At 55.9% G+C, this 23403-nt stretch carries 18 protein-coding genes; 2 read left to right on the top strand and 16 right to left on the bottom strand.

Annotated features, from left to right (window positions below; all coding sequences use genetic code 11):
* Positions 1-8: 8 nt before the first annotated feature.
* Positions 9-1631 carry an MFS transporter gene (locus CX511_RS00860; RefSeq protein ID WP_045186384.1) on the bottom strand — a complete coding sequence of 541 codons (1623 nt, stop codon included), beginning with the start codon at positions 1629-1631 and terminating at the stop codon, positions 9-11.
* A gap of 100 nt (positions 1632-1731) precedes the next feature.
* Positions 1732-3381, bottom strand: a complete 1650-nt coding sequence (locus CX511_RS00855) for a GMC family oxidoreductase (protein ID WP_101293833.1) — start codon at positions 3379-3381, stop codon at positions 1732-1734.
* A 138-nt stretch (positions 3382-3519) separates the two neighbouring features.
* On the opposite strand from CX511_RS00855, the gene CX511_RS00850 reads away from it, so the two are divergent.
* Positions 3520-4407, top strand: a complete 888-nt coding sequence (locus CX511_RS00850) for a LysR family transcriptional regulator (protein WP_045186380.1) — start codon at positions 3520-3522, stop codon at positions 4405-4407.
* 3 nt (positions 4408-4410) lie between these two features.
* Here the strand turns inward: CX511_RS00850 and CX511_RS00845 are convergent, their stop codons facing one another.
* Genes CX511_RS00845 through CX511_RS00835 form a run of 3 tightly spaced genes read right to left on the bottom strand, consistent with a single transcriptional unit; the run spans position 4411 to position 7429 of the window.
* Positions 4411-5229, bottom strand: coding sequence for a sulfite exporter TauE/SafE family protein (locus tag CX511_RS00845; protein WP_045186379.1), 819 nt, complete (start codon positions 5227-5229; stop codon positions 4411-4413).
* The gene (locus CX511_RS00840; protein WP_101293834.1) at positions 5226-6506 is read right to left on the bottom strand and encodes an NAD(P)/FAD-dependent oxidoreductase; all 1281 of its coding nucleotides are present in this window, start codon (positions 6504-6506) and stop codon (positions 5226-5228) included. Before CX511_RS00840 ends, CX511_RS00845 begins: the two co-directional genes overlap by 4 nt.
* Before the next feature lie 38 nt (positions 6507-6544).
* The gene (locus tag CX511_RS00835) at positions 6545-7429 is read right to left on the bottom strand and encodes an MBL fold metallo-hydrolase (RefSeq protein WP_101293835.1); all 885 of its coding nucleotides are present in this window, start codon (positions 7427-7429) and stop codon (positions 6545-6547) included.
* 227 nt (positions 7430-7656) lie between these two features.
* Between CX511_RS00835 and CX511_RS00830 the strand changes: the two genes are divergently transcribed.
* Positions 7657-8973, top strand: coding sequence for a sigma-54 interaction domain-containing protein (locus CX511_RS00830; RefSeq protein ID WP_220639095.1), 1317 nt, complete (start codon positions 7657-7659; stop codon positions 8971-8973).
* Between the two features lie 90 nt (positions 8974-9063).
* Here the strand turns inward: CX511_RS00830 and CX511_RS00825 are convergent, their stop codons facing one another.
* From CX511_RS00825 to CX511_RS00775, 11 genes are all read right to left on the bottom strand, one after another.
* Positions 9064-9966, bottom strand: coding sequence for a DUF2314 domain-containing protein (locus CX511_RS00825; protein ID WP_052675599.1), 903 nt, complete (start codon positions 9964-9966; stop codon positions 9064-9066).
* Between the two features lie 116 nt (positions 9967-10082).
* Positions 10083-10340 carry a hypothetical protein gene (locus CX511_RS00820; RefSeq protein ID WP_052675598.1) on the bottom strand — a complete coding sequence of 86 codons (258 nt, stop codon included), beginning with the start codon at positions 10338-10340 and terminating at the stop codon, positions 10083-10085.
* A 263-nt stretch (positions 10341-10603) separates the two neighbouring features.
* The gene (locus CX511_RS00815; RefSeq protein WP_045186374.1) at positions 10604-11857 is read right to left on the bottom strand and encodes a ferredoxin reductase family protein; all 1254 of its coding nucleotides are present in this window, start codon (positions 11855-11857) and stop codon (positions 10604-10606) included.
* A gap of 97 nt (positions 11858-11954) precedes the next feature.
* A complete protein-coding gene (locus tag CX511_RS00810; RefSeq protein WP_143527807.1) occupies positions 11955-12752 on the bottom strand; it encodes an MrpH family fimbial adhesin in 798 nt (265 codons plus the stop codon).
* 48 nt (positions 12753-12800) lie between these two features.
* Complete coding sequence (locus tag CX511_RS00805) at positions 12801-13304, bottom strand: fimbrial protein (protein WP_101293836.1); 504 nt, start codon at positions 13302-13304, stop codon at positions 12801-12803.
* The gene (locus CX511_RS00800; protein WP_052675594.1) at positions 13301-13813 is read right to left on the bottom strand and encodes a fimbrial protein; all 513 of its coding nucleotides are present in this window, start codon (positions 13811-13813) and stop codon (positions 13301-13303) included. The genes CX511_RS00805 and CX511_RS00800 overlap by 4 nt, the downstream gene beginning before the upstream one ends.
* A gap of 54 nt (positions 13814-13867) precedes the next feature.
* On the bottom strand, positions 13868-14611 hold the full coding sequence (locus tag CX511_RS00795; RefSeq protein ID WP_101293837.1) for a fimbria/pilus periplasmic chaperone: 744 nt from the start codon (positions 14609-14611) through the stop codon (positions 13868-13870).
* 14 nt (positions 14612-14625) lie between these two features.
* Entirely contained in the window at positions 14626-17082 is a 2457-nt protein-coding gene (locus CX511_RS00790; RefSeq protein WP_045186368.1) for a fimbria/pilus outer membrane usher protein, read from the bottom strand.
* A gap of 286 nt (positions 17083-17368) precedes the next feature.
* Complete coding sequence (locus CX511_RS00785; RefSeq protein WP_045186366.1) at positions 17369-17932, bottom strand: fimbrial protein; 564 nt, start codon at positions 17930-17932, stop codon at positions 17369-17371.
* Positions 17933-18215: 283 nt separating this feature from the next.
* The gene (locus tag CX511_RS00780; RefSeq protein ID WP_143527809.1) at positions 18216-21896 is read right to left on the bottom strand and encodes a transporter substrate-binding domain-containing protein; all 3681 of its coding nucleotides are present in this window, start codon (positions 21894-21896) and stop codon (positions 18216-18218) included.
* 132 nt (positions 21897-22028) lie between these two features.
* A complete protein-coding gene (locus CX511_RS00775; protein WP_045186364.1) occupies positions 22029-23231 on the bottom strand; it encodes an EAL domain-containing response regulator in 1203 nt (400 codons plus the stop codon).
* Positions 23232-23403 lie beyond the last annotated feature (172 nt).

The following is a 23403-nucleotide window of genomic DNA, read 5'->3' as shown; positions in this document are numbered from 1 at the left end:
CTAAAACCTCAGACTTTATCGATATCCACATCACGGGTTTCTTTCAGGCAGAACAGCCCCACCACCAGGCTGACACCAGTGATCAGCACTGGATACCACAGCCCGTAGAAGATATCGCCGGTGTACACCACCAAGGCAAACGACACGGTGGGCAGAAAGCCGCCGAACCAGCCATTGCCGATGTGGTACGGCAGTGACATCGAGGTGTAGCGAATCCGCGTCGGGAACAACTCCACCATGACGGCCGCCAGCGGGCCGTAGGTCATGGTCGCGATCAGGATCATCGCTACAATCAGCACCACCACCATCGTCTCGTTCACGGCAGCAGGATCTGCCTTGGCCGGGTAGCCCGCCTTGTCGATAGCCGCCCGCAGCGCGGCTTCATCGAAACCATTGATACGCTGGTCACCGACTGTGACCACCAGTTCAGTACCGGCGGGGACGGATTCAGAGCTGTAGGGCAGGCCTTGCTTGACCAGAAAGGTCTTGGCCTTGTCGCAAGGGCTATCAAAGCGCGCCTTACCCACTGGATCGAACTGGAAGGTGCAGCTTTGTGGATCGGCCATGACCACAATCGGCGCCTGACGGCTGGCGGCGTCAATTTGCGGGTTGGCGTAATGGCTCAGGGCCTTGAACAGCGGGAAGTAGAGCAGGGTAGCAAGCAGCAGGCCAAGCATCAGAATCGGTTTGCGGCCAACGCGATCCGACAACCAGCCGAAGAACACGAAGAACGGCGCACCGATCACCACACTGATAATCAACAGGGTATTGGCTTGAGCCGGGTCCATCTTGAGCATCTGGGTGAGGAAGAACAGTACGTAGAACTGCGCGGTGTAGAAGGTCACCGCTTGCCCTGCGTTGATGCTGAACAACGCAGTCAACACCACCTTGAGATTGGGCCAGGAACCAAAGGATTCACGGATCGGCGCTTTACTGGCCTTGCCTTGGGCCTTCATTTTCACGAAGGCGGGGGATTCGTGCATGCTCATGCGGATCCAGGTGGAGATCGCCAGCAGCACAATCGACAGCAGAAATGGCAGGCGCCAGCCCCAGACTTCAAACTGATCGCCACTGATGTATCGGCTGCCCAGCACAACCACCAGCGACAGCAGTAGCCCTAGGGTAGCCGTGGACTGAATGAACCCGGTATGGAAGCCGCGCTTGCCGGCTGGCGCATGCTCAGCCACGTAGGTCGCAGCACCGCCGTATTCGCCGCCTAACGCCAGGCCCTGCAGCATGCGCAGGATCACCAGGATGATCGGTGCGGCAATGCCGATGCTAGCGTAAGTCGGGAGCAATCCGACTGCGAAAGTCGACACTCCCATCAGCACGATGGTCACCAGGAAGGTGTACTTGCGTCCGATCATGTCGCCCAATCGGCCGAACACTAGGGCGCCGAACGGCCGCACCAGAAAGCCGGCGGCAAAGGCCATCAAGGCAAAGATAAAGGCAGTGGTGTCGTTCACACCGGCAAAGAACTGCTTGCTGATGACCGCGGCCAGTGCCCCATAAAGAAAAAAGTCATACCACTCGAAAACTGTCCCGAGGGATGACGCGAAAATGATCTTGCGCTCTTCACGGCGGCTGTTGCTCACCGTAGCCGCGCCCTGCTCCTGAGTGTATTCCGACATCGTTGCTGTCCTCGGCCTGAAGGCCCCAGTGATTATTCTTGTTGTTCCACTGTCGACGCTGGCAGACCGCGTCCGGCGTCGTTGTTGCTACGCACCCTGGTCAGGGCGTCGGTACTGCGTTTTCTTCATCGATCCGAGCTGTGGATAACATTCCCCGAATTATCAATTGCGCCGCCTTCTCGGCAATCATCAAGGTAGGTGAGCAGGTATTGCCGGAAACAATCTGCGGCATGATCGAGGCATCGGCGACGCGCAAGCCCGGTACGCCGTGCACGCGAAGCTGATCGTCAACCACGTCCAACGGGCCATGGCCCATCCGGCAGGTGCCGACCGGATGGAAAATCGTCGTACCGATCTGGCCGGCGGCTTCGTGCAGTTGTTCTTCACTTTGCAGGTCTGGCCCGGGCAAATATTCACGCGGGCTGAAAGCCGCCAAGGCAGGGGCCTGGACAATCTTGCGGGTAATTCGAATGGCCTGGGCGGCAACCTGCAGGTCCTGCGGGTCACTGAGATAGTTGGGGTCAATCAGTGGCGCATCGTCCGGGTTGGCGGAGCGAATATCGATGCGTCCACGGCTCGCCGGCCGCAAGTTGCACACCGATGCGGTAAACGCCGGGAAGCGATGCAGTGGCTCGCCGAAGCGCTCGAGCGATAGCGGTTGCACATGGTATTGCAGGTTGGCCGAGGCGTGTTCCGGCCCGGAGCGCACAAATGCTCCCAACTGGCTCGGCGCCATGGCCAGTGGACCGCTGCGGTCGTACAGATAGCGAAGGCCCATGCCCAGCTTTCCCCACGCGCTGTTGGCGACCTGGTTGAGGGTACGCGCGCCATTGACCTGGTAAATCAGCCGCAGTTGCAGGTGGTCCTGCAGGTTGCCGCCAACCCCGGGCAATTCATGCCGCACCGCTATCCCCAGGCTCTCCAGCAAACCCCGCGGGCCGATGCCCGAACGCTGCAGGATACCGGGCGAACCCACCGAGCCTGCGCAGAGGATAATCTCGCGACGGGCACTGAAGTGCTGCCAACGGCCTTGCCAACGTGCCCGTACCGCAGAGGCACGACCTGCGTCGAGGGTTACCTGATCGACCAGAACATCGGTGAGCACGGTCAAATTGGGGCGATTGAGGATCGGGCGCAGAAAGGCCTTGCCCGAATTCCAGCGAATGCCGGCGCGCTGGTTAACCTGAAAGTATCCACAGCCTTGATTATCGCCGCCGTTGAAATCAGCAACCCTGGCGATACCACTTTGCGCAGCGGCATCACGGAAGGCATCGAGAATCGGCCAGGAGTAGCGTTGTTGCTCAACCCGCCATTCACCCGTACTGCCGTGGATATCACTGGCACCGGCAAAGTGGTTTTCGCTGGCTTTGAACAACGGCAAGACATCGTTCCAGGCCCAACCGGCGTTGCCTTGCTCGGCCCACCGGTCGTAGTCACCGGCCTGGCCACGCATGTAGATCATGCCATTGATCGAGGAACAGCCACCGAGCACCTTGCCCCGTGGGTAACCTAAGGCGCGACCATTAAGCCCAGGTTGCGCTTCGGTCTTGAAGCACCAGTCGGTACGCGGGTTACCGATGCAATACAGGTAACCCACTGGAATGTGAATCCAGGGATAGTTGTCCTTACCGCCCGCTTCGAGCAACAACACCCGGCAGCCGGAATCGGCAGACAATCGATTGGCCAGTAAGCATCCGGCAGGACCGGCACCCACAACCACGTAATCGTAGACAGGATCGGCTGATGGCATGGGCAACCTCGCGCCTGATTATTATTCTTGTCCTGGTCCATGTTATTGATTAATTTCGAGATGAAAACGTTAGATTTCACTCAAGTGCTGTGCGTTTTAACACAACGTCCCGTGAACACCTGATTCACAAGGAAAAGCATGTTCGACTGGAATGATCTGCGATTTTTTCTCGAGTTACAGCGCAGCGGTCGCCTGCTGACCGCGGCCAAGCGCCTCAACACTACCCACAGCACCGTGGCCCGGCACATCGACAATATCGAGCAGAGCCTGGGTACTGCCCTGTTCGTTCAACACGCCCAAGGTTACGAACTGACGCCCTCCGGCCAGGCCCTGCTCAAACATGCCGAAGCCATGGAAAACGTCGCACTACTGGCCCAAGAAGAGATTACCCAGGCCATCACTCCATTGGGCAAGATCCGCCTGGGTGTCACTGAAGGCATCGGTATCATGTTCTTCACCCCGCGCATGGGTAGCCTGTTCGAACGCTATCCGGGATTGGAGGTGGAACTGGTCGCTGTGCCGCGCTTTGTCAGCATCCTCAACCGCGAAGCAGAAATCAGCATCCACCTGGAACGGCCTAATGCTGACCTGTTGATCACCCGCAAACTCACTGATTACCGCCTGGCGCTGTACGCCAGCCCCGAGTACCTGGCCCAGGCACCTGCACTCGATCACCGCGAAGACCTGGCCAAGCACAACTGGATCGGCTACGTCGACGACCTGTTGTTCAGTCAGGAATTGCTGTTTCTCAACAGCTTCTGCCGCGCACCGAATGTCGTGTTTCGCAGCACCAGCGTCATCGCCCAACAGCAGGCCGCCCGCGCCGGATTAGGCATTGCCGTGCTGCCCAATTACATGGCCCGGCATGACCCGGCGCTGGTGCGAGTACTGCCCAATGAAACCATCCAGCGCAGCTACTGGATCTGCACCCGCCGCGAACTGCACAAGTCGGTTCGCTTGCGGGTGGTCTGGGATTTTCTTCTGGCGCTGTGCGCGCAGGAGCAGGATGCCTTGCTGGCGGAGTAGGGCTCACGTACTCAGGGTCTTCACCACCAGCAGCACAGCCGAACAGATGCCGACCGTGGCGAACAGTTGCTGGAGCCGTGGTCCGGCCAGGCGGCTGGCAAACTGTCGGGCGACCAGCAGCCCCAGCACAGCACCACCTGCAAACGGTGCGCCCACCGTCCAGTGCATGACCCCACCAACGCTGGCGCTGACCACACTACCCGTGGACACCAGGGCAATCACCGCCAGAGACGTGGCAACGATGCTCTTCATGTCCAGATTGGTGTAGCGGCTCAGTGCCGGAATAATCACAAAGCCTCCGCCCACTCCCAGCAAACCCGACAGCAGCCCGGACAACGCCCCTGTAAATGCTAACGCTCGGGCACAGGGCAGAGTCCAACGCAGGCGCCCCTGCAACGGATTAAGCACGCATGGCATGACCGTACGCTTGCCCAGTGGTGGTTCACCGCGCAGCTCGCGTCGTGCCTTGAGCAACATGCGTGCGCAGGCGTAGATCAACACCACGGCGAAAGTCAGCGCTAATGGCTCGTTGGGCAGTTGATGCGCCAGCATCAGTCCCAACGGCGCGGCGACAATACCAATCAGCGCGACAAAGGCCGCAGCACGATAACGCACCACACCCTGACGCAGCCCCAACACAGCACCGACCGCAGCAGCCATACCGACAGCCAGAAGGCCGACCGGGGCAGCCTCGACCATCGATAAGCCAAGGCCAAAGACCAGCAACGGAACGGCAAGAATGCCTCCCCCGGCACCGGTCAGCGCCAACACGGCACCGATGATCGCGCCCAATCCACCAGCAAGGAATTGCTGTTCGATCACTGCTGTACCTCAGTCGGTGCAGTTTGCGGTTTGGCCAACCACTCCCGGCCCTTGAGCATGCAGCGCCAGTACAATGGCGGCAGGATCTGCGCTTTGAGCAACCAGGCCAGGCGTGTCGGACGACGACCATCGAGCAGCCAACGCGGGAAGCTCGGCGCCAGCTTGCCGCCATAGGTGAACTCGGCCAGAACGATCTTGCCGCGCTCAACAGTCAACGGGCAGGAGCCGTAACCATCGTAATGGGCCAGCTTGGGCAAGCGCCCGAGAGCAACCAGCACGTTGTTGGCGACCACGGGGGCCTGTTTGCGTGCGGCGGCGGCAGTCTTGGCGTTGGTGGTGTTGATGCCGTCACCCAGGCCATGAACATTGGCGTAACGCTTGTGACGCAGGGTTGCCGGGTCAACATCGATCCAGCCAGCAGCATCAGCCAATGGGCTGTTACGAATGAAGTCAGGGGCCACCTGGGGCGGAACCACATGCAGCATGTCGAATGCATGGACGTGAGTTTCGGTACTGCCATCGGGCAGGGTGCGAACAAAAGTCGCCTTCTTGGCTGGGCCATCGACCGCTACCAAGCGGTGGGCGTACTGCAGGTCGACGGCGTACTTGTCGATGTACTCCATCAGTGCCGGCACATAGTCGGGAACGCCAAACAACACCCCGCCAGCGTTGAAGAACTGCGCTTGCACTTGTCCCAGGCGGCCGTTGCGCAGCCAGTGGTCACACGACAGGTACAAGGCTTTTTGTGGCGCACCTGCGCACTTGATCGGCATAGGCGGCTGAGTGAACAGCGCCCGCCCTTCGCGCAGGTTCTGTACCAGCTGCCAGGTGTAGGGCGCCAGATCGTAGCGGTAATTGGAGGTCACACCATTGCGACCAAGGGTCTCACTCAAGCCTTCGATCGCGTTCCAATCGAGCGTCAGACCAGGACAGACCACCAGTTGCTCGTAGCTGAGCAGGCGGCCGTTATCCAGGGTCACGGTCTGTGCCTGGGGGTCAAACGTCTCGACCCGTGCCTTGATCCAGCGCACGCCGCCAGGAATGGTCGAAGCCATGGTCCGAGCAGTGGAGCGGGCCTGGAAGATCCCGGCACCCACCATAGTCCAGCCCGGTTGGTAGTAGTGGACGTCAGCGGGATCGATGATCGCGACATCCAGCGAAGGGTCACGGCAGATCAAGCTGGAAGCGGCAGCGATACCGGCAGCGCCGGCGCCGACTATCAGCACTTTATGATGGTCGCCTTTCGGCACCTCGGCAGAGGAAAGTGGAGCATGCATGGCAAGTGGTCCTTCTAATAATAATTCTGGGGTGTAGCTCAGAGCACGTTGAGCGGAATCTTCAGGTAGCGCACACCGTTCTCTTCAGGTTCGGGCAGTTGGCCGCTGCGCATGTTGATCTGCACTGAAGGCAGGATCAGTACCGGCATCTCCAGGGTGGCATCACGGGCTTCACGCATAGCGACGAAGCTGTCTTCGCTGACGCCTTCATGGATATGAATATTGCTGGCGCGCTGTTCGGCCACCGTGGTCATGTAACGCAGTTCGCGCCCACCTGGCAGGTAGTCATGACACATGAACAACTGGGTTTGCGCGGGGAGGGCGAGAATGCGTTGGATTGAGCGATACAACGTGCGCGCACTGGCGCCGGGAAAGTCACAACGGGCGGTGCCGTAGTCAGGCATAAACAGCGTATCGCCGACAAAGGCGATGCAGTGTCCATCGACTTCCACCACGTAGGTCATACACGCTGGGGTATGCCCAGGGGTGTGCAGGGCACGGGCCTGCAGACTGCCGATGGTAAACGCCTGCTCATCATCGAACAGCACATCGAACTGGCTGCCATCGCGGGCAAACCCTTGGTCGGCATTGAACAGCGCACCAAAGACCTTCTGCACCTGGGTAATCTGACTGCCAATAGCAATCTGGCCACCCAGGGCTTGCTTGAGATACGCCGCCGCCGATAGATGATCAGCGTGCACATGGGTTTCCAGAATCCATTGAACCTTGCCGCCCAGTTCGTTAACCCGAGCCACCAGCTTGTCGGCTGACGCACTGTCGGTGCGCCCGGATTTCGGATCGTAATCGAGCACACTGTCGATCAAAGCACAGTGCCCACTGCCACGGTCCATCACCAAGTAGCTGATGGTCGAGGTCGCACTGTCGAACAGCGCCTCCACATACAAGTTGCCGCCGATGATCATTACCGCTCTCCAGATAATTCCGTGTGCCATGGCGTTAAGCCGTGCGCGCATGGATCAGGCTGTCATCAAGATGCGTGCCAGTGAGCAAATGCCTATTTCATTGACTGCCAGCGACCTGCTCCGGCACAGACTGCCAAATTTACTGTCAGCGAATGGCAGTTGCTGGCAGTTTTTGGCAGTCCCTCTCGCCTTCAGTTAAGCTGCTGGTGAGCTTTCCCTGGTGCCTTATGTCTTATTCATCGCGAAATATTCCCGACCCCACTGTACAGGCGCTGGTGTCCTATCTTGAGCACGACACTCAGCCAACCATTGTCTTGGATACCGACTACAACATTCTCGCTGCCAACGGCGCCTATCAGCGTCAGTTCGGTGTTGACGGCCAGGCCGCCATCGGCGGTAAATGTCATCGGGTTTCCCATCATTACGCTGTGCCGTGCGATCAAGCCGGCGAGCTGTGCCCAATGCGCAAGGCCTGGGACAGTCGCACGCCGGAACGGGTGCTGCATGTCCATCACACACCGCGCGGCCCCGAACATGTCGATGTCGAGTTGCGCCCGATCCTTGATCAGCACGGTGAAGTCGTGGCGTTCGTCGAGCGCCTGACCAGCATCGCCGTGGCCTCCGCTCAACCTCAACAACAAGGTTTGGTAGGACGCTCAGCCGCATTTAAAGATTCCCTGTCCAGCCTGCAGCGGGCAGCCCCTGCACAGATCCCCGTGCTGCTGCAGGGAGAGTCCGGGACCGGCAAGGAGCTCTTTGCCCGTGCCTTGCACTTGGGCAGCCCACGCGCCAATGGCCCGCTGGTGGTAGTCGACTGCACAGGCCTGACCGAGTCATTGTTCGAAAGCGAGCTGTTCGGTTATGAGAAAGGCGCGTTCACCGGGGCGCTACAACGCAAGATTGGCCTGGCTGAAGCGGCCCATGGCGGCACCTTGTTTCTCGATGAAATCGGTGAAGTGCCACTGGCCATGCAGGTCAAGCTATTGCGCTTGATTGAGTCCGGCAGCTTTCGCCCGGTCGGAAGCCTGCGCACGGTCCACTCGGACTTCAGGCTGGTCTCAGCCACCCACAAACCGCTCAAGGAAATGGTCGCGGCGGGCACCTTTCGTGAAGACCTCTATTACCGCATTAGCGGCTTCCCGATTCGCTTACCGGCACTGCGCGAGCGGGTCGATGATCTGCCGCTGCTGATTGAAAGCCTGCTACAACGCATGGTCGGCAAGACCGCACCACACGTCGATAGCGAAGCACTAAAACTGCTCAGCCTGCACAGCTTTCCTGGGAACATTCGCGAGCTGCGCAACATCCTCGAGCGGGCGCGCCTGTTCACGGACGACGGTATTATTCGCGCCGAGCATCTGCCCGCTGAACTGGGCAGTGGGGTAGGCAGACCTGAGCCAGGCCTGCGTCGACGCAAAAAGGACAACCTCGGACAACTGGCTCAAGCCCTACAAAGCTTCGGCGGTTCACGCAGTGAACTGGCTCGCCACCTGGGCGTCAGTGAACGTACGCTATACCGGCGATTACGTGAGCTCGGACTTTGACGCGCTGGCGCTTCGGCTGACATCGGCGTCTGCGCGGCCAGCCCGCCCTGCACGATCACATCTATTCGCCGCTATCCAAGCGGGATTCGATTAGGTGTTGCTGTAATGCTGAAGTAGCGTAGCGATCACCGGCACCAAGCAGATGGCCACAACATCCAATGCTCGGGATTTACCCCATTGAGGGGTACGCAAGCGCCAGCGGAAATACCAGGGGCCAGTGCCTGAGATCAGTCCGATGCCCGTGATCAATGTCACCAACATGAACGATAGAAATTGGTCGGTAGTTCCTTGGCTTCCCACTAGAGCGACAGGCAGGCTGTCGCTCAGCAAGCAATACAACCCAAACAACCCTACAAGCAGAATCCCCAAGCCTATCGGCCATAGGGGAATACCGGCTGCCTCATCTTCAGGCTCGCTCAAGGTCGATGGCGTATCACGCTGCACCTGGTTGAGCTGATCGAAGCTCTTCTCGCTCACCGGGAATTCAGACCACTCCCGCTCAGGCAAAGCACTGGAGGCAGGGGCCACCAATACCTCTCCTGGAGCACCAAAGTCCAATCCCCAGGCCGCATCGTGGCTGGCACGTTCTTCGATCGACAGCCCGGCACGGATGACATCGATGGTATAGCCGCCAAAGACAACGCCATCAGCCACATACATCCAATCATCCAAGTCGCTCAACGGCACTTCAATCACATCGCCGGCACTCAGGGATGTCACCCACTGCGGGGAATTGATGAGGATGCCCTTGATGGTTTCACCGTCGAATTCGACATCGCTGACCCACATGTTCTCCTGGGTGGGCGTTGCTGCGTTCGAAGGGGGCACAGCGAAACCAATTTTGACCGCAGCAAAATCGAGGGCAGGAACAATGCGCCGTCGCTCCGAGGAGAGCTCTCGGCAGAAATGCTTGAAGGTGAGTTGAGCGTTACGGCGTGCCAAGACCAACGCTTCGGATTCACCCTCAACGTCGTAAATGGTTTTTGTCGTCATACACAGAGGAGTCCTTTCCAATAAACAGCGGTAGAGGCCACTGGGTAACGAGCTTACAAGATTGAAGCGTGGGTGAACGTGCAAGGTTAACACTGCAGCCTTTTGGGAACTCGCCCCTATCGACCGCTGGGCAAGGGGGCTCGGGTCTCTCTCTGGACAAGGCTCACACGATACGTCGTATAGGTATCGCCGTCGGGCAGATAGAGGTCACTGCTGTAATCAGTAACCGCACCTTTGATCTTGATCTTCAAACCGTTGCCAACACGCTGAATGACAACATCTTTGAGGTCAGTATCCAAAACCAGAAACGGCGGCTTCTTGCCTAGACGCACGGTATTGGAGTTCTCGCCATCAAGCCAAGCAGAGAAGCCCAAGCGAGGTACTTCTTCCTTTTGGCTTTACGGGTTTGCGATTCAGTCATACGCAGTGCTCCATTCCTTTGCTCATGCAGGGTTGTGATCGCGGATCTTGATGGCGAAAAAAAGGCCAGCCCGTTTGGGCTGGCCTTAAATCGTTTTTGAGAAGCTACAAACAATGTAGCGTCACAACATTGAATCCCCCCTGGTTTCGTAGGCACCTCCATACCTAAGAACCAGCCGACAAAGCGAGGAAAAATTCAGCACGCGCACTTACTTGCTTAACGAAAATCGAAGAGTTCGACGTGCAGATTAGCCTGCGGAATCCGGTTCATATCCATCAATTCCCGGACCTTGGCCAGTAAGGCTTTAGGGCCGCAAAAACTTACGTGGACATTGTCTGGATTGCGTTCAGCTACCGCCTGGCGCAAGGTCTCGGCCATCGGTTCGATGCCACCGACATTAGTAACGAATTCTGCCCCACGCTTCTTGGCCATGGCTTGCAACTCCTCGGCCGGAGGGAAGGCACGTGAGGGCTTGAAGCAATAGACCAAGGTCGCTTTTTCGAAGTCTTTAGCTTCTGGGTCTTGCAACCAGGAAATGAACGGTGAAATACCAACACCTGCGCCGATCCAGATTTCCCGCTCAGCCTGATGGGGACGTTTAAAGCGGCCGTAAGGGCCGTACAGTGTGGCGCGCATTCCAACTTTTGCGCACTTGCTCAGCGCTTTGGTGTAATCCCCCAGCTCTCTGATCATGAACGCAATCTGCCCATTAGGCCCCTTAGCACTAGCGATGGTGAAGGGGTGGGGCTCGCGCAGGCCCTTTTGCTCCATTGCCAAAAACGCAAACTGTCCGGCTTTGAAATCAAAGCCTTTCTGGAGCGGTTCCAAGGTTAAATGTAGTGCATCATTTTCTCTGATTACGGCGGCCACCCGGTACTCACCCGCACGGGCAACGAATGGATAAAGCACCAGTTTGTAAAGAGCGGCGACCAGGCCTAGTCCGCACAATAGTGCCAGCCAAATACCCGAAGGGCTGAGCAGGGTGATCGGCGATTTGAAACTGAGCCAATGCAAGATCACGATCACAAACAGAGGGCCAGAAAGCTTGTGCCACCAGCGCCACAGGCTGTAGGGAATATTGCGGTTCAGCGCCAGTAGCACTATCAAGCCCAAGGCGACATAACTCAACTGGCGTACCAGTCGCGTCCAGTACCTGGGCAGTTCCAGAATGGCCGCGCTGTTCCAAACGTCCAGATTTGCCTTGAATACAAAGTGATAGGTGGCAAACACAAGAGCCCATATGCCGAGCCACTTGTGCGCCTCATAGGTGCGGTCCAAGCCGCCAAACAGGTTCTCAACTACACGCCAACGACTGGCCAACAAGCAGGAAACCGCCATGTAGGCCAAAGCGCTGGCCCCGAGTACCAGGCTAAGCGTTGCCGATGTCAGCCACGTATCGGAAGGTATATCGATCAGAATGGTTAATGTCGTAATCAGCAAAACGCCGATTATGCAATGCGAGGTTTTCAACTTGAATACTCCAATTATTAATTAGGTGCCGCAAGGCTGAAAGCTCACCGTCCAAAGGCCTACATCTTCTCTGTGTTGTTAAAAATCCATTAGGCGATCAAGGAAATGTCAGTTCCATCCTGGCACTTCCGTTGAAGTCACCAGGGGTCACAGTACCGACAGTTCTGAGTACCGATTTAACGGTTACCGGGGTATAAGAAATGTCAGCGGTGAAGCTGTAAGCTGCACCGAAGGGCGCATCACCTACAGTTAACTGTGAATATAAGCCGGTTACGCCTTTGAGCGGCACCATCCCTTCAATCGACAGGCTCACTTTGGTGCTCTTGTTACAGGTAACATAGGCCAAGGCTTGGGCACTATCGTAAGCAACTGTCTCTAGCGTCAGGTTGCCGTGATGCAATTCAATGGAACCGAGGATACTGCAGCTTGATGTTTCTTCCTCTGGCGGTGGCAGTGTGATTTCTCCCGCCAAGGTAGTGGCCATTTTGCAGGTCATAAATTGATTATTGGTTTTATAGTCGCAGACCATGAAAATAATACTTTTCATCGACTCTGAGGTCACGAGTGGCATAATGACGCCGCCGGCAAGCTTGCTGTTAGCCAGTTCACTTAACACAGCAGACGCATTATCAGTAGGCGTTAAACTTGGGCCTAAATAGATGGGTGCCTGCGACACCCTTCCCACAAACGCGAAAATGATCCAGATACCATTTTTTGAAGGCCACTCGACCGTCATGGTTGATGGGACGTGGCTTTTTGCCGGTTCCGTCACGAAAATGTTATCCATGTCACCAAACATGCCATAGGATTGTGTACCAGGGACTTTTTCTATATAAAGCGATCCTGCAGCCGGAGCGGAAAATATCAAAAACACTAAAAATGGTATATATTTCATTTGGGTAACTCGCTGCTATTGGTAATCGCACAAAGGTGCAATCTCTTACTAGTCGTAATTTGCGGAAATACTCACGCTGGCTGAAAACTCGCCCCCTGTAAACTGGGTGCCTGGAAGTGCTGTCAGCGTTGCAAGGATAGTATTGTTGTTTGCAGCGGTCGTTTTGATGCTGGTATTGGCTTGCCAGACAGTTCCCAGGCGCATATTGGTTAGCTTGATCCCCAGCCCCTCAACATCTGTGTTTATCACGTCCGGGCTATAACCGGGCGTGCCGGTCAATTTCAACGTGATTGAGGCCGCCTCGTTTCCACAGGTAACGTTTAGATCAATGGGTACGCTGTACTGACCCGTGGCGATTTTCGAGACATCGACATCGGTGAACTTCACATCGAGTGAATTACCGAGGTTGAATTTGCATGCAGGCTGGGTAATGCTGCCGGTGATGTTCGCCATCGCAACATCTGTTCCTGCCAAACAGCGGTCGGACGCCAGGCCCAAGGCTAGAACAATAACCGGCGTAACGAGATGTTTTAGTTGGACTATCGGCGTCATGGGTAGGACAACTCGAAGTTGGCTACTGCAGAAAAACTGCCTGCCTCGATGGTTCTATTCGGCAGCTTGAGCACGTAGGCCTTGAAGGGCAACCGCTCCTGGGTGCCCCCGGAAATGTTGAAACTAAGGGTGTCACTGTTAAGTTTGATGGGCTCGTCCGCCGATGTTTCAAGACTGATGGCGATTCCGGAAGCAGCACCAGTGATTGCTAATGCCCCGCTGGCCAGCGCTTCCTCCTGCCCTTTGAAGATGATATTGATCTTGCTGGCGGATGCGCAGGTTTTTACCGTAATGAAAAACGGCATTGCCGCGCTCTTGCCGGTCAGCATCAAGTCCTTCTTGCTGTAGTCATCAAACTTTACCGTCTGCTCCGGGTTATCCACGGTGAGTTCGCAGGTTGGCACAATCAGATTTCCTGAAAAGTTCAAGCGTATTTCATCGGCGATGACATCGCTGCCCGACAGCAGCAGAGCACTTAATGTGCCTAGCCCTATGAGTATTTTTTTCATTGCGTCAACCTGAAAACCCAGCACAGTGTATGAATACGTTATTCATTTTTCGGATCAGGACTTCTGTGCTTCCTTGTTTAACTGGCAGGTGCTGGTGTCACAGCGGTATTTGAGTTGGTGATAGCCGCCAAAGTCATTGATGTAGGTCAAAACCGGCTGAGTGACCTTGCCGTCGGGAACAACCTCTAGAGTGGAGAAGGGCGCAAGCATGACCGGACTGAAGTCTGTCTCGCCACGGAGGTTCGAGGCATCGACGATCTCGTTGATGGTGATGTAGTAGGGCGTCGGGTTCTCAAGAGTGAAACCACGACCGTTTTTCTTCACCGTCAAGCGCTCCTGCCAGATATCACCTCGTTCCGGGGCGATGTTAGCCGGGCGATAGAAGAGTTTGACTTTTGTTTGTAGCGCGATTTGCATGGTGTTGCTGGTTTCCGCGCGCGGGGGAACTTCACGCAGGTTGAAGTAAAAGAGGGTTTCGCGGTCTTTTGGCAACTGCTCGACTTCAGCGGACTTCAATATTTTTACCTGCCCACCGGAGGTCGGTTCCAGCCGTTGCAAAGGCGGTAAAACGATGAGCGGCCCGGTTACTTTTTTTTGCTGGTCGTTCTCGATCCACGACTGAGCCAGAAACGGCAGCTCTTTGTTGTCGTTACGGATACTGAGACTCAACGATTTGTTTTCGCCGTTGAAAATGACCCGAGTACGGTCCAGCGAAATCGCTGCCTGAGGCGCGAGCCCGGGGGCGATTAAACATCCGGCAACTGCCAGGTATTTGAAGAACTGCGTATTGATCAGCATATAAGATCCTCAAGTCAGGATTGGGGTTGGCAGAGCAGGGTGTAGCGCTGCTCCGACTGCAGGTTGTCGGGCAGGTTGAGGTTGCAGCGTTTGTTGCGGCCCCAGACCACTTGGAACTCGGAGTTGGTATTGATACCGGTGAGATAGGCGAACCCACTGTCGGCGACAATCGCGACTTCACGCCCGGATGCATCCAGCAGGCTGGCACCGAAAGGTGGGTATGAGCCATCTGGCAATTTCAGGGTAACCATTGCCTTTTTGCCCTGAATCACGGTGAGCTTGCGATAACCAATGGCGCCTTCAGTCAAGGTGGCTTCGGTAACCGATTTGCTCGCGTCCATGTCATCGGGCAGGCGATTCAGGTCGATCTGAACATCGGTACGGTAATAGCTGTTGAAGGTTGGCAATACCGCCACCCCCATGGCGTTGGTGCGGGTCTCACCATTTTGCAGCGGCACCCCGGCAACACCGTCAGTGTCGAGCATGATCCGCGTGCCGCCGTTGAGCGCAGGTGGGTGCAAGGCCGCGCCTTTGGCCGTGACGGTAGCCCCCCCGCGCACGGACAGGCCGACACTTTGGCTGCCGTTCTCGCGGTAACTGCCGTTGAGGCTGTAGTCGGCCTGAGCGGTATGCTGGCTGTAGTAACCCTGAATACCGTCACCATCGAGCCCAGTGGTACCGCGGATCTGGTAGTTGTGATCTGGCGTGTATTTCGAGTAGCTGGCGCCGTGACGCACCCCACCTCTGCTGGCGTAGGCGTCGTAACCGATACGTTGACCGTCACCAAAGGGCAGGGTCAACGACAGCGACAGGCTATTGTCGGACTCCCAATTGTTACGGGTCCGATTCAAAGACAGGGTCATGGAGAGGCCTTTGAACCTACCCACATCGAAGTAGCGGCTCAAGTAAGCACTCACGTTTTCGCTGGAGCTTTGATCCCAGTAATTCTCATGGGTGTAGGACACGTGGGTGCTGAAGCCCAGGTCGCGGAACGACTTGCTGGCCAGTAGGGTATAGGCGGTTTTGCTGTTGCGCTGGACGCCATCGTTATTACGCGCGTTGAGAAAGTCATCCATGGTCATGAACTGACGCTGGGAGAAGCGATACCCGGCAAAGTTGAGTTCGCTGTCGTATTCATCAAAGCGCTTCGCATAGTTCAGGCGCAGGGAGCTACCGCGCAGTTCACCACGCTCAGGGACTTCTGCGTTGGTGTGGGTGACGTCCACAGACACCACGCCAAACTCATGGAGGTTGCGGCCAATACCGCCAGCGACCGCGGTGTAGTCTTGGGTCAGCAGGCTGCCACCGAACAGCGACCAGTCGCTGTTCATGCCCCAGGACATTTCGCCGGCGGCAAAGGTCGGTCCGGTGTCTTCCCGGTCATAGCTGGACGGCCGGCCCACTGTCATGTTGTAGCGAAAATATCCCGGCCGACTCAGGTAAGGGACGTTTGCCGTTTCGGTCTGGTAGCTCTGGGTGCTGCCATCATCCTCGCTGATCTCGATGTCCAGCTTGCCGCTGACCGCGCTATTAATGTCGCGAATGCGAAAGGGCCCCGGTGGCACCGTGGTTTCATAGAGCACGCGATCATCCTGGCGCACCGTAACCCGTGCGTTACCTTTGGCTACGCCCACGACTTCCGGGGCATAGCCGCGCAGGCTCGGCGGCAGCATTTGATCGTCGGTGGCCAAGTTGATGCCCTGGTAGCGGAAGGAGTCGAACAGTTTCGAGTTCAGGTTGACTTCACCAACCATCAGCTTTGCCCCTTGCCGTGGCAGGGGGCGATAGGCATAGAAGCTGCTCCAGGAAAAGTCCTGACTCTTATAGGCACGGGACTGCGAGCTGCTGCCCTGAAAGTCGCCGCGCAGACGCCATGCGCCCGCGTTGAAGCCCATGGTGCCGTTACCGCTGATCTGGCGGGTGGTGCCGGAGCTGCTGTACTGGCTTAACGAGGAGTTAAGGTTGTAGTCCAGAATGAAACCGGGGATGCCTTCATCCCATTCACTGATCGGGCTCCAGTTAGGATCGCGATACTCCATCCAGGCCTGTGGAACACTCAAGCGCAGCACGCTGTGCTCCATGTCAGGCGTTAGCCGCAAGCCTTGAATACTTTCCAGATCCGCACAGTTGTCCTCGCCATGCCAGCTGGCGAGCTTTTTCAGAATGTCTTCTTTCAGGCCCAGGCTGGGTGCCTGGGACATGGGCACGCAAACCCGGGTAGTAGTAGCGTCCGGGTCTGTGGCATAGAAATGCAGGCTGCGTTCCGCGAGTTTTCGATCATTGACCTGAATACCCATCAGGTACTCGCCGGGCATGACGTAGTTCGCCGTTTTGAAACGGCTGAGGTCGATGCTGCCGCGCTCGTCCACATCCATGACGTCGAGGTTGAAGTCGACGGCCAAGGACGTCAGCGGCAAAGCCAGTGAACTGATCAGTACCCCCAGCGAAAGAGTGATCTTGCCTGCAGTCATATTAATTCAAATAAAAAATGGAAGTTATCGACTGTTTATCCAGTCAATCGACGGCAACTAAATAACTTCATGCTCGGCACGTGGCAAAGTAAAAGTACGAAAATACGGGGCGAGCTAACTTAGTCACGGTCGGCGCTAATGCTCGGCATGTGAATATATGTTGATAAAAACTTTTATAGTTTGCCGATGCGGCCAAATTGAAAGGATTAATAATATCGAGACTGTAAAGTCTCGATATTATTGAAAATCACAACCTAGGAGAGAGCGCACGCTCTCGGCGGTTGCTTTATTCGTAAGCCAGCATGAAGTTGGCAGTGGCGGTGAATTCGCCTGGGGTAACCGCTACGTCTTTAGCGGTGGTACCACGCAGGAAGGCGCCGAATGCCAGGGTGTTGTTGCCTTCCAGCAGGGTACGGGCTGCAGACGCTTCACCCAGCTTGACTTGAGCACCGGAACCGTTGGTCAGAGCAATGCCTGCGCCTTTTGCCGAACCGGCGATACCCAGAAGAGTCGGGTCGGTCAGGTCGGCGTCGCCACCGAAGGTGACCTTGACCTTCTTCAGTTTGCTGATATCGCACTGCTTGAGCTCAATGTTGAAGCTCTGCATCGACGATTCGCCTTGGTCTGCCAGCGTTTTGTTGGAGATTTCATCCATGCGAACAGTCTGGTCCTTGCTTTCTGCATCCAGCGAGCATGGCGCGTCGATAATGCTACCGACAAAGTTGACTTTGCCACTACCACCGACTGCAGAAGCTGCTGCGGGCGGAGTTACAGTGTCTTCAGCATAAGCGGCGCCGCTAGCCAGTACCAAAGCAGCCAACATTGCCAGAGGAGTTTTATGGAATTTCATTCTTCATCCTTAATTTAAAACCGGGGGAGCAGTGCGTCACATGAAGCCTCCTTGGAGTAACGGAAGAGTGATCGCACGGGTTTCAATACTAAAGATTCGAACAACGGGTTCTAAGAGGGCCGCTCCTACAGCTTAGTGGGACGATTCCTACAGGCCAGTATGTAATTCTTAACCTGAGATCTAAAACAGCGAAACAACTCGAAAGAGGAGAGGCCACTGGCTGAACAGGCGATCTGAGGCCCGTTTCAGCCAACGCGGGCCAGCATGAAAGACATAGCCAGACTCAATCTGAGGGGAGGTTTGCCAACGCTTGTTCCAGTTCAAAGATCGCCTGTTCAACTGAATCACTTACTTCCAACAGAACCTCGTAAGGCTGATCTTGGCGAGTGCAGACCTGCTCCAAGTGTGAGCAGCAGGTGATCAACCGGTTGGCGGTCACCACTCGAGCAGCGCCTTTTAACCTGTGTCCAAGTTCCGACAAACCAGCGCGGTCCTGATCCTCAACCATCTGGATCAATTCCTCCAAGTCCTTGCGATTGCTGGCCAACAGCTGGTCGACAAGATGCTTGATCAACGTGGGGTCGCCGTTAGTGAGTTCCACCAATGGCGCAAGATCAAACAGTACAGTCTGATCAAAGTACAACGCAGGCAACGACATACTGATCGGTTGGGCATCAGCGTTTTGCCGAACCACTCGGTAAATGCTGGTGATGCGTTCCGCGAGTTGATCCAGCCCTACTGGCTTGATCAAGCAATCGTTCATACCGGCCTGAATACTACGCTCTAGTTCTTCGGGCTGAGCATCGGCGGTGAGACCGACAATCACGCAGGCTGGGCGTTGTTGTTCACTCTCTTCCTGACGTATCGCTATGGCCAGTTCCGGGCCGCTCAACAGAGGCATGTGACAGTCGGTCAGCACTACATCAAAGTCGCCCTTACGCCACTTGTCCAAAGCCACCGAGCCATTGTCGGCCTCCGTCACTACGTGCCCAAGGAAGTTCATCTGCTGGCGTAGGATTTCCCGGTTGATAGCGTGATCATCTACTACTAGCACCCTCCAGCACTGCCTGATTTCTGATAGTGGTTTGACGCTATCTATCGGATGAGTCTCGACTGGCTCAAGGACGTTGACCAGCAGTTCGACTTGAACAAGCGTACCTTTGCCACGGGTACTGGTCATGGCCAGGCGACCTCCCATGAGTTCACACAGAGAACGGCTGATCAACAGTCCTAGACCGGCACCCTCCTGACCTTTGTGGACACCGTCGGCAGCCTGGGAAAATGGCTTGAACAGCTTTTTTTGATCTTCGGCCGATATGCCGATGCCGGTGTCTTCGATCTGTAGGTACACATTGATGCGCCCCTGCTCGATGATTTCACCTCTGAGGTTTACTTTGACACTGCCTTCGTCGGTGAACTTGATGGCGTTGCTCAGGAGGTTGGACAACACCTGTTTGAAGCGCAGCGGATCAATCCAGACATCGCAGTGGGTGCTGGAGTCGATATCCAGTTGTAAATCCAAGCCCTTCTGTAAGGACAGGCTTTCGAACACCAGCACCACCGATTCCATCAACTCTCGAAGGTTGGCCCGCTTTGGTGACAAGCTCAAGCGTCCGGACTCGATGCGGGCGATGTCGAGAATGTCACCGATCAACCCCAACAGGCTCTTGGCCGATGAGTACGCAATCTCGATGCTGGCCTGATCAAAGGTGCCTTGCTCACTTCGTTTGAGTACCAGCTCAAGAATTCCGATCACCGCGTTCATTGGTGTACGAATTTCATGACTCATCGAAGCCAAAAAGGTAGTTTTGGTGCGGCTGGCTTCATCAGCGATATTCTTCGCGGTTTCCAGCTCATCCATCATCCGGCGATGTTCTGTAATGTCCAGCCAGCCACAGTTCACGCCATTAACCGCTCCAGAGCTATCATGGAAGGGTTGAATCCAGTGCTCGATCCACAGCGTTTTCCCGCTAAGTTCAACGACACATGAACCGCTGATGACGCGATCTTCATCCATAGCTATCAAGTAACTACCGTGTAGATCGGGGATCGAGGCACTATAGCTATCAATGATCTGCTCGACAGTCTGTCCCAGCACCTGGTCCAGGGACAGCCCTGTCGCCTGCAAATAGCTGTGGTTGCACGACAGCATACGACCTTCACGGTCGCGCACATACACCGGGTGCGGCATGCCGTCGGTCAAGGTCTGCATGAGTGTCAGCTGTGCACGTAATGTCTGTTCGCTGGCGGCACGTTTGATGATCTGACGACGTAATAGAAAGATCAAACCCAACGCCATCAATGCTATCAACATGGCGCCGGCTACGATGGCGGCGATTACTCCCCGATAGTCTCGCCAGTTCTGCCCGCTCATAGAGGCGTTGGCTCGCCAGCGATTGGACACTTCGCTCAATTGGTCTGGTGGAATACTCTGCAAAGCCTTGTCCAATATGGACTGCAGTTCGGTTTCGCTGCGGCTCATGGCAAAGGAACCGCTTGCCTGACCGTTATCAATGATATTGGCAACTTTGAGCTCTTGCTCATAGAGCCGCGCCACGTAGTAGCGTGCAACACTCAAAGACATGAGTGCCGCATCGGCCTCACCATCGTTGACCAGGCTCAGTGCGTCGATCGAAGTGGAAGTAGAGACTAATCGGATCTGTGGAAATTCCTCAGCGATCTTGTTGAACAGCACATGCCCCTCGGCAATTGCCAAACGTTTGCCTTGCAGGCTCGCGAGATCGACGGCAGCATTGGAGGATTTGGCGCTTGTCACCAGCGAGAACGTGGTCACGCCAAATGGGCGGCTAAAGCGTAGGAACGCCTCCCGATCAGGGCTGGCAGTCAAAATTCCCAGGTCTGCCTGCTTATTCTTGAGGGCCTTCATGATGTTGGTGAAACTGGCGCTGCGTTGCACCTCAAATTGCAGGCCGGTGCGCATGGAAATCATCACCAGCAAATCGGCGACGATGCCGCTGAAGTTGCCATCGGTGTTGTAGTAAGCGATGGGCGCCAGATCGTCGTTGATCACCAGGCGCACTTTCGGATGGCGATCGATCCAGCGCTTTTCCTGAGGAGTCAGTGCCAGCTTACCTTCTGCCAGAGCGACATCACCGCCGGTCCAGAGTTTGACGATGGCTTGTTGCCGGTCCTCTCCCAGCGTATCAATCACCCGATCGATGATACGCCGCAAGCGCGGATTACTTTTATTGATGGCAAAGCTGAAACCAGCAGTATCCAGGTCGAGCAAGCGCTCGAAACGCACTTCATTGTAGAAGCTCTGGTTGATCATATTGAATGCAGAGAGGTTATCACCTAGATACAGGTCAGCCCTGCCAAACGCCAGCTCAGCCATGGCCTCCAGGTGCGACTTCATCGGCTTTATGTGTGCCGTAGGGAAACGACTCTGTAACTCGGCCAGTTGAATGTAGTCAACGGGCGTGACGATCGTCAATCCATTCAAGTCTTTGGGGAAACTACGCATTTCGCCTTGGCGCCTGAACAGTGCCGGCCGATCCTTAACATAAGGTTTACTGAGTACCACCGACGGATCGCGCCGTTCAAAGCTGTTTGAGCTGCCTAGCAGGTCTATCTTTCCCGAGGCCAGGAGTGCGAGCCCGGTGGCCCTGTCAGGTACAGTGACTACTTGCAACTCGATATTCAGCAGTCGGCCGGCCAAGGCGAAGTAGTCGGCGGTGATACCTTCGTAGTCCTGGTTGCTATAGAGGTTGTCATAGGGCGGAAAGCGCGATGCCGACACCCCTAACACCAATCGCTGTTTTTGCCGCAGCCAATGCCAGTCACTTCCCTCTAGCTCTATTTCAGTTGAACCGATAGTCATTCGACTGTTGATGTTGAGCTGCTGGAATGTAGCGTCTTTGGCCCAAACGAGGCTGCTAAACAGCCCAAGGCAAGCCAGGAGCAAAATTCGCCGTAAGCGATTGAAAATAGGCAAAGCAGACAATTGGGACTACCTGGTTGGAGCGGGGAACTGCTAGTAAGCTAGTTCAGGCAAGAGTGAAATGTACGAGGCGCTCGCAGAAGCTACTGACAACCATAATTGTCCGGCGACCGAGTCATTTTCCCTCACTCGGGATCAATTTGGCTTATGCATTTTAATATTTTGGTCTTGGCAGTAGGAGATAAAATGCTTGCCGGGCATCGGACGGGCGAAGAGAAAACCCTGGGCTAAGGTACAGCCAAGACCGAGTAACAGTTGTACCTGTTCCTGCGTTTCTACGCCCTCGACCACCAACGACAGTCCAAGAGCTTCGGCGAGCGTTACGGCGCTACGGATGATTGCTTTGCTTCGCGGCTGAAAGTCCAGTTTGCGAACGAAAGAGGCGTCAAGCTTGATCTGGCTGAACGGAAACTCGCATAGCCGCTCAAGGGAAGAGTAACCGGCCCCAAAATCGTCCATGGCCAGACCGCATCCCAGCAGCCGCAGCCTGAGTAAGGTTTCCAAACTACTGGCCGGTGCTTGTATCAATCCCGACTCGGTCACTTCAAACAACAAGCCACTGGCGGGCAACTGGAACTGCTCCAAAGATTGCCTGACTTGGTTTACCAGCTCGACAAATGCTAGCTGCGAGACGTGCAGGTTGAAGGCCAGCTCTACGGGGTACTGCAGGTGCGTCAACTGGCGCTGCAGAGCAATTCCCTGGCCTAGCAAAGCCGTGAACAACTGGCCAATCAGCTCGTTGGCTTCCATGACCGCAAGAAAGCGCGCGGGCGGTAAAATTCCCAATTGCGGGTGGTTCCAGCGGGCCAATACTTCGGCGCCGCGCAACTGCCCGCTGCTCAGGTCCACCTTGGGTTGGTAGTAGGCCTCGAACTCGCCGTTATTCAGGCCGCGTACGATATCTGAAACAGATAATGGCTTAGGGTTTTCTGTAGGCGCGGCCAAGTGTGGCTGTGGGCGACTGTAGCGCTCCAGCAATGACTTGAACCTGCCAAGATTGAAGGGCTTACCCAAGTCACCGAGAAACTCCAGGCCCAGGGACTGAATCATCGAAGCTGTAGCCTGGCGAAGGACCGGGTCCAGATCACTGCTAAGAATTACCGAGCTCAACAGGCCACTCTGACTGGCATGATGCAAAAATGTCAGGCCATCCATGCCGCTCATGTGCAGATCACAAATGGCCACATCGACCCCACCACTGGCTTTGAGGGCCGCAAGTGCTTCGTCTCCGTCGGCCGCCTCATAAACCTGGCCGATTTCGGCTTTCCTTAACGCCGAGACAGCAACCAGTCTCTGAAAGGGCTGGTCCTCAAGTACCAATATGCGGATTTTGGGCATGAAAGACTGTCTGAAAAAAGGTGGATAACACTATCTTCAGCGATTTTTCGTACAAAAGCTTTCAGCCCGTTCCTGCATGTGCTGTGGGAAATTTCCCACAAGAAAGAAGAAAATCTTCGCCACCTGTAAATACATCTTGTTTATCCAAGAATGCATAGATTTTCACAAAATT

Origin of the sequence: Pseudomonas sp. S06B 330, from assembly GCF_002845275.2 — a bacterium.
Lineage (GTDB): Bacteria > Pseudomonadota > Gammaproteobacteria > Pseudomonadales > Pseudomonadaceae > Aquipseudomonas.
This window is presented reverse-complemented; position numbering and strand designations above follow the sequence as displayed.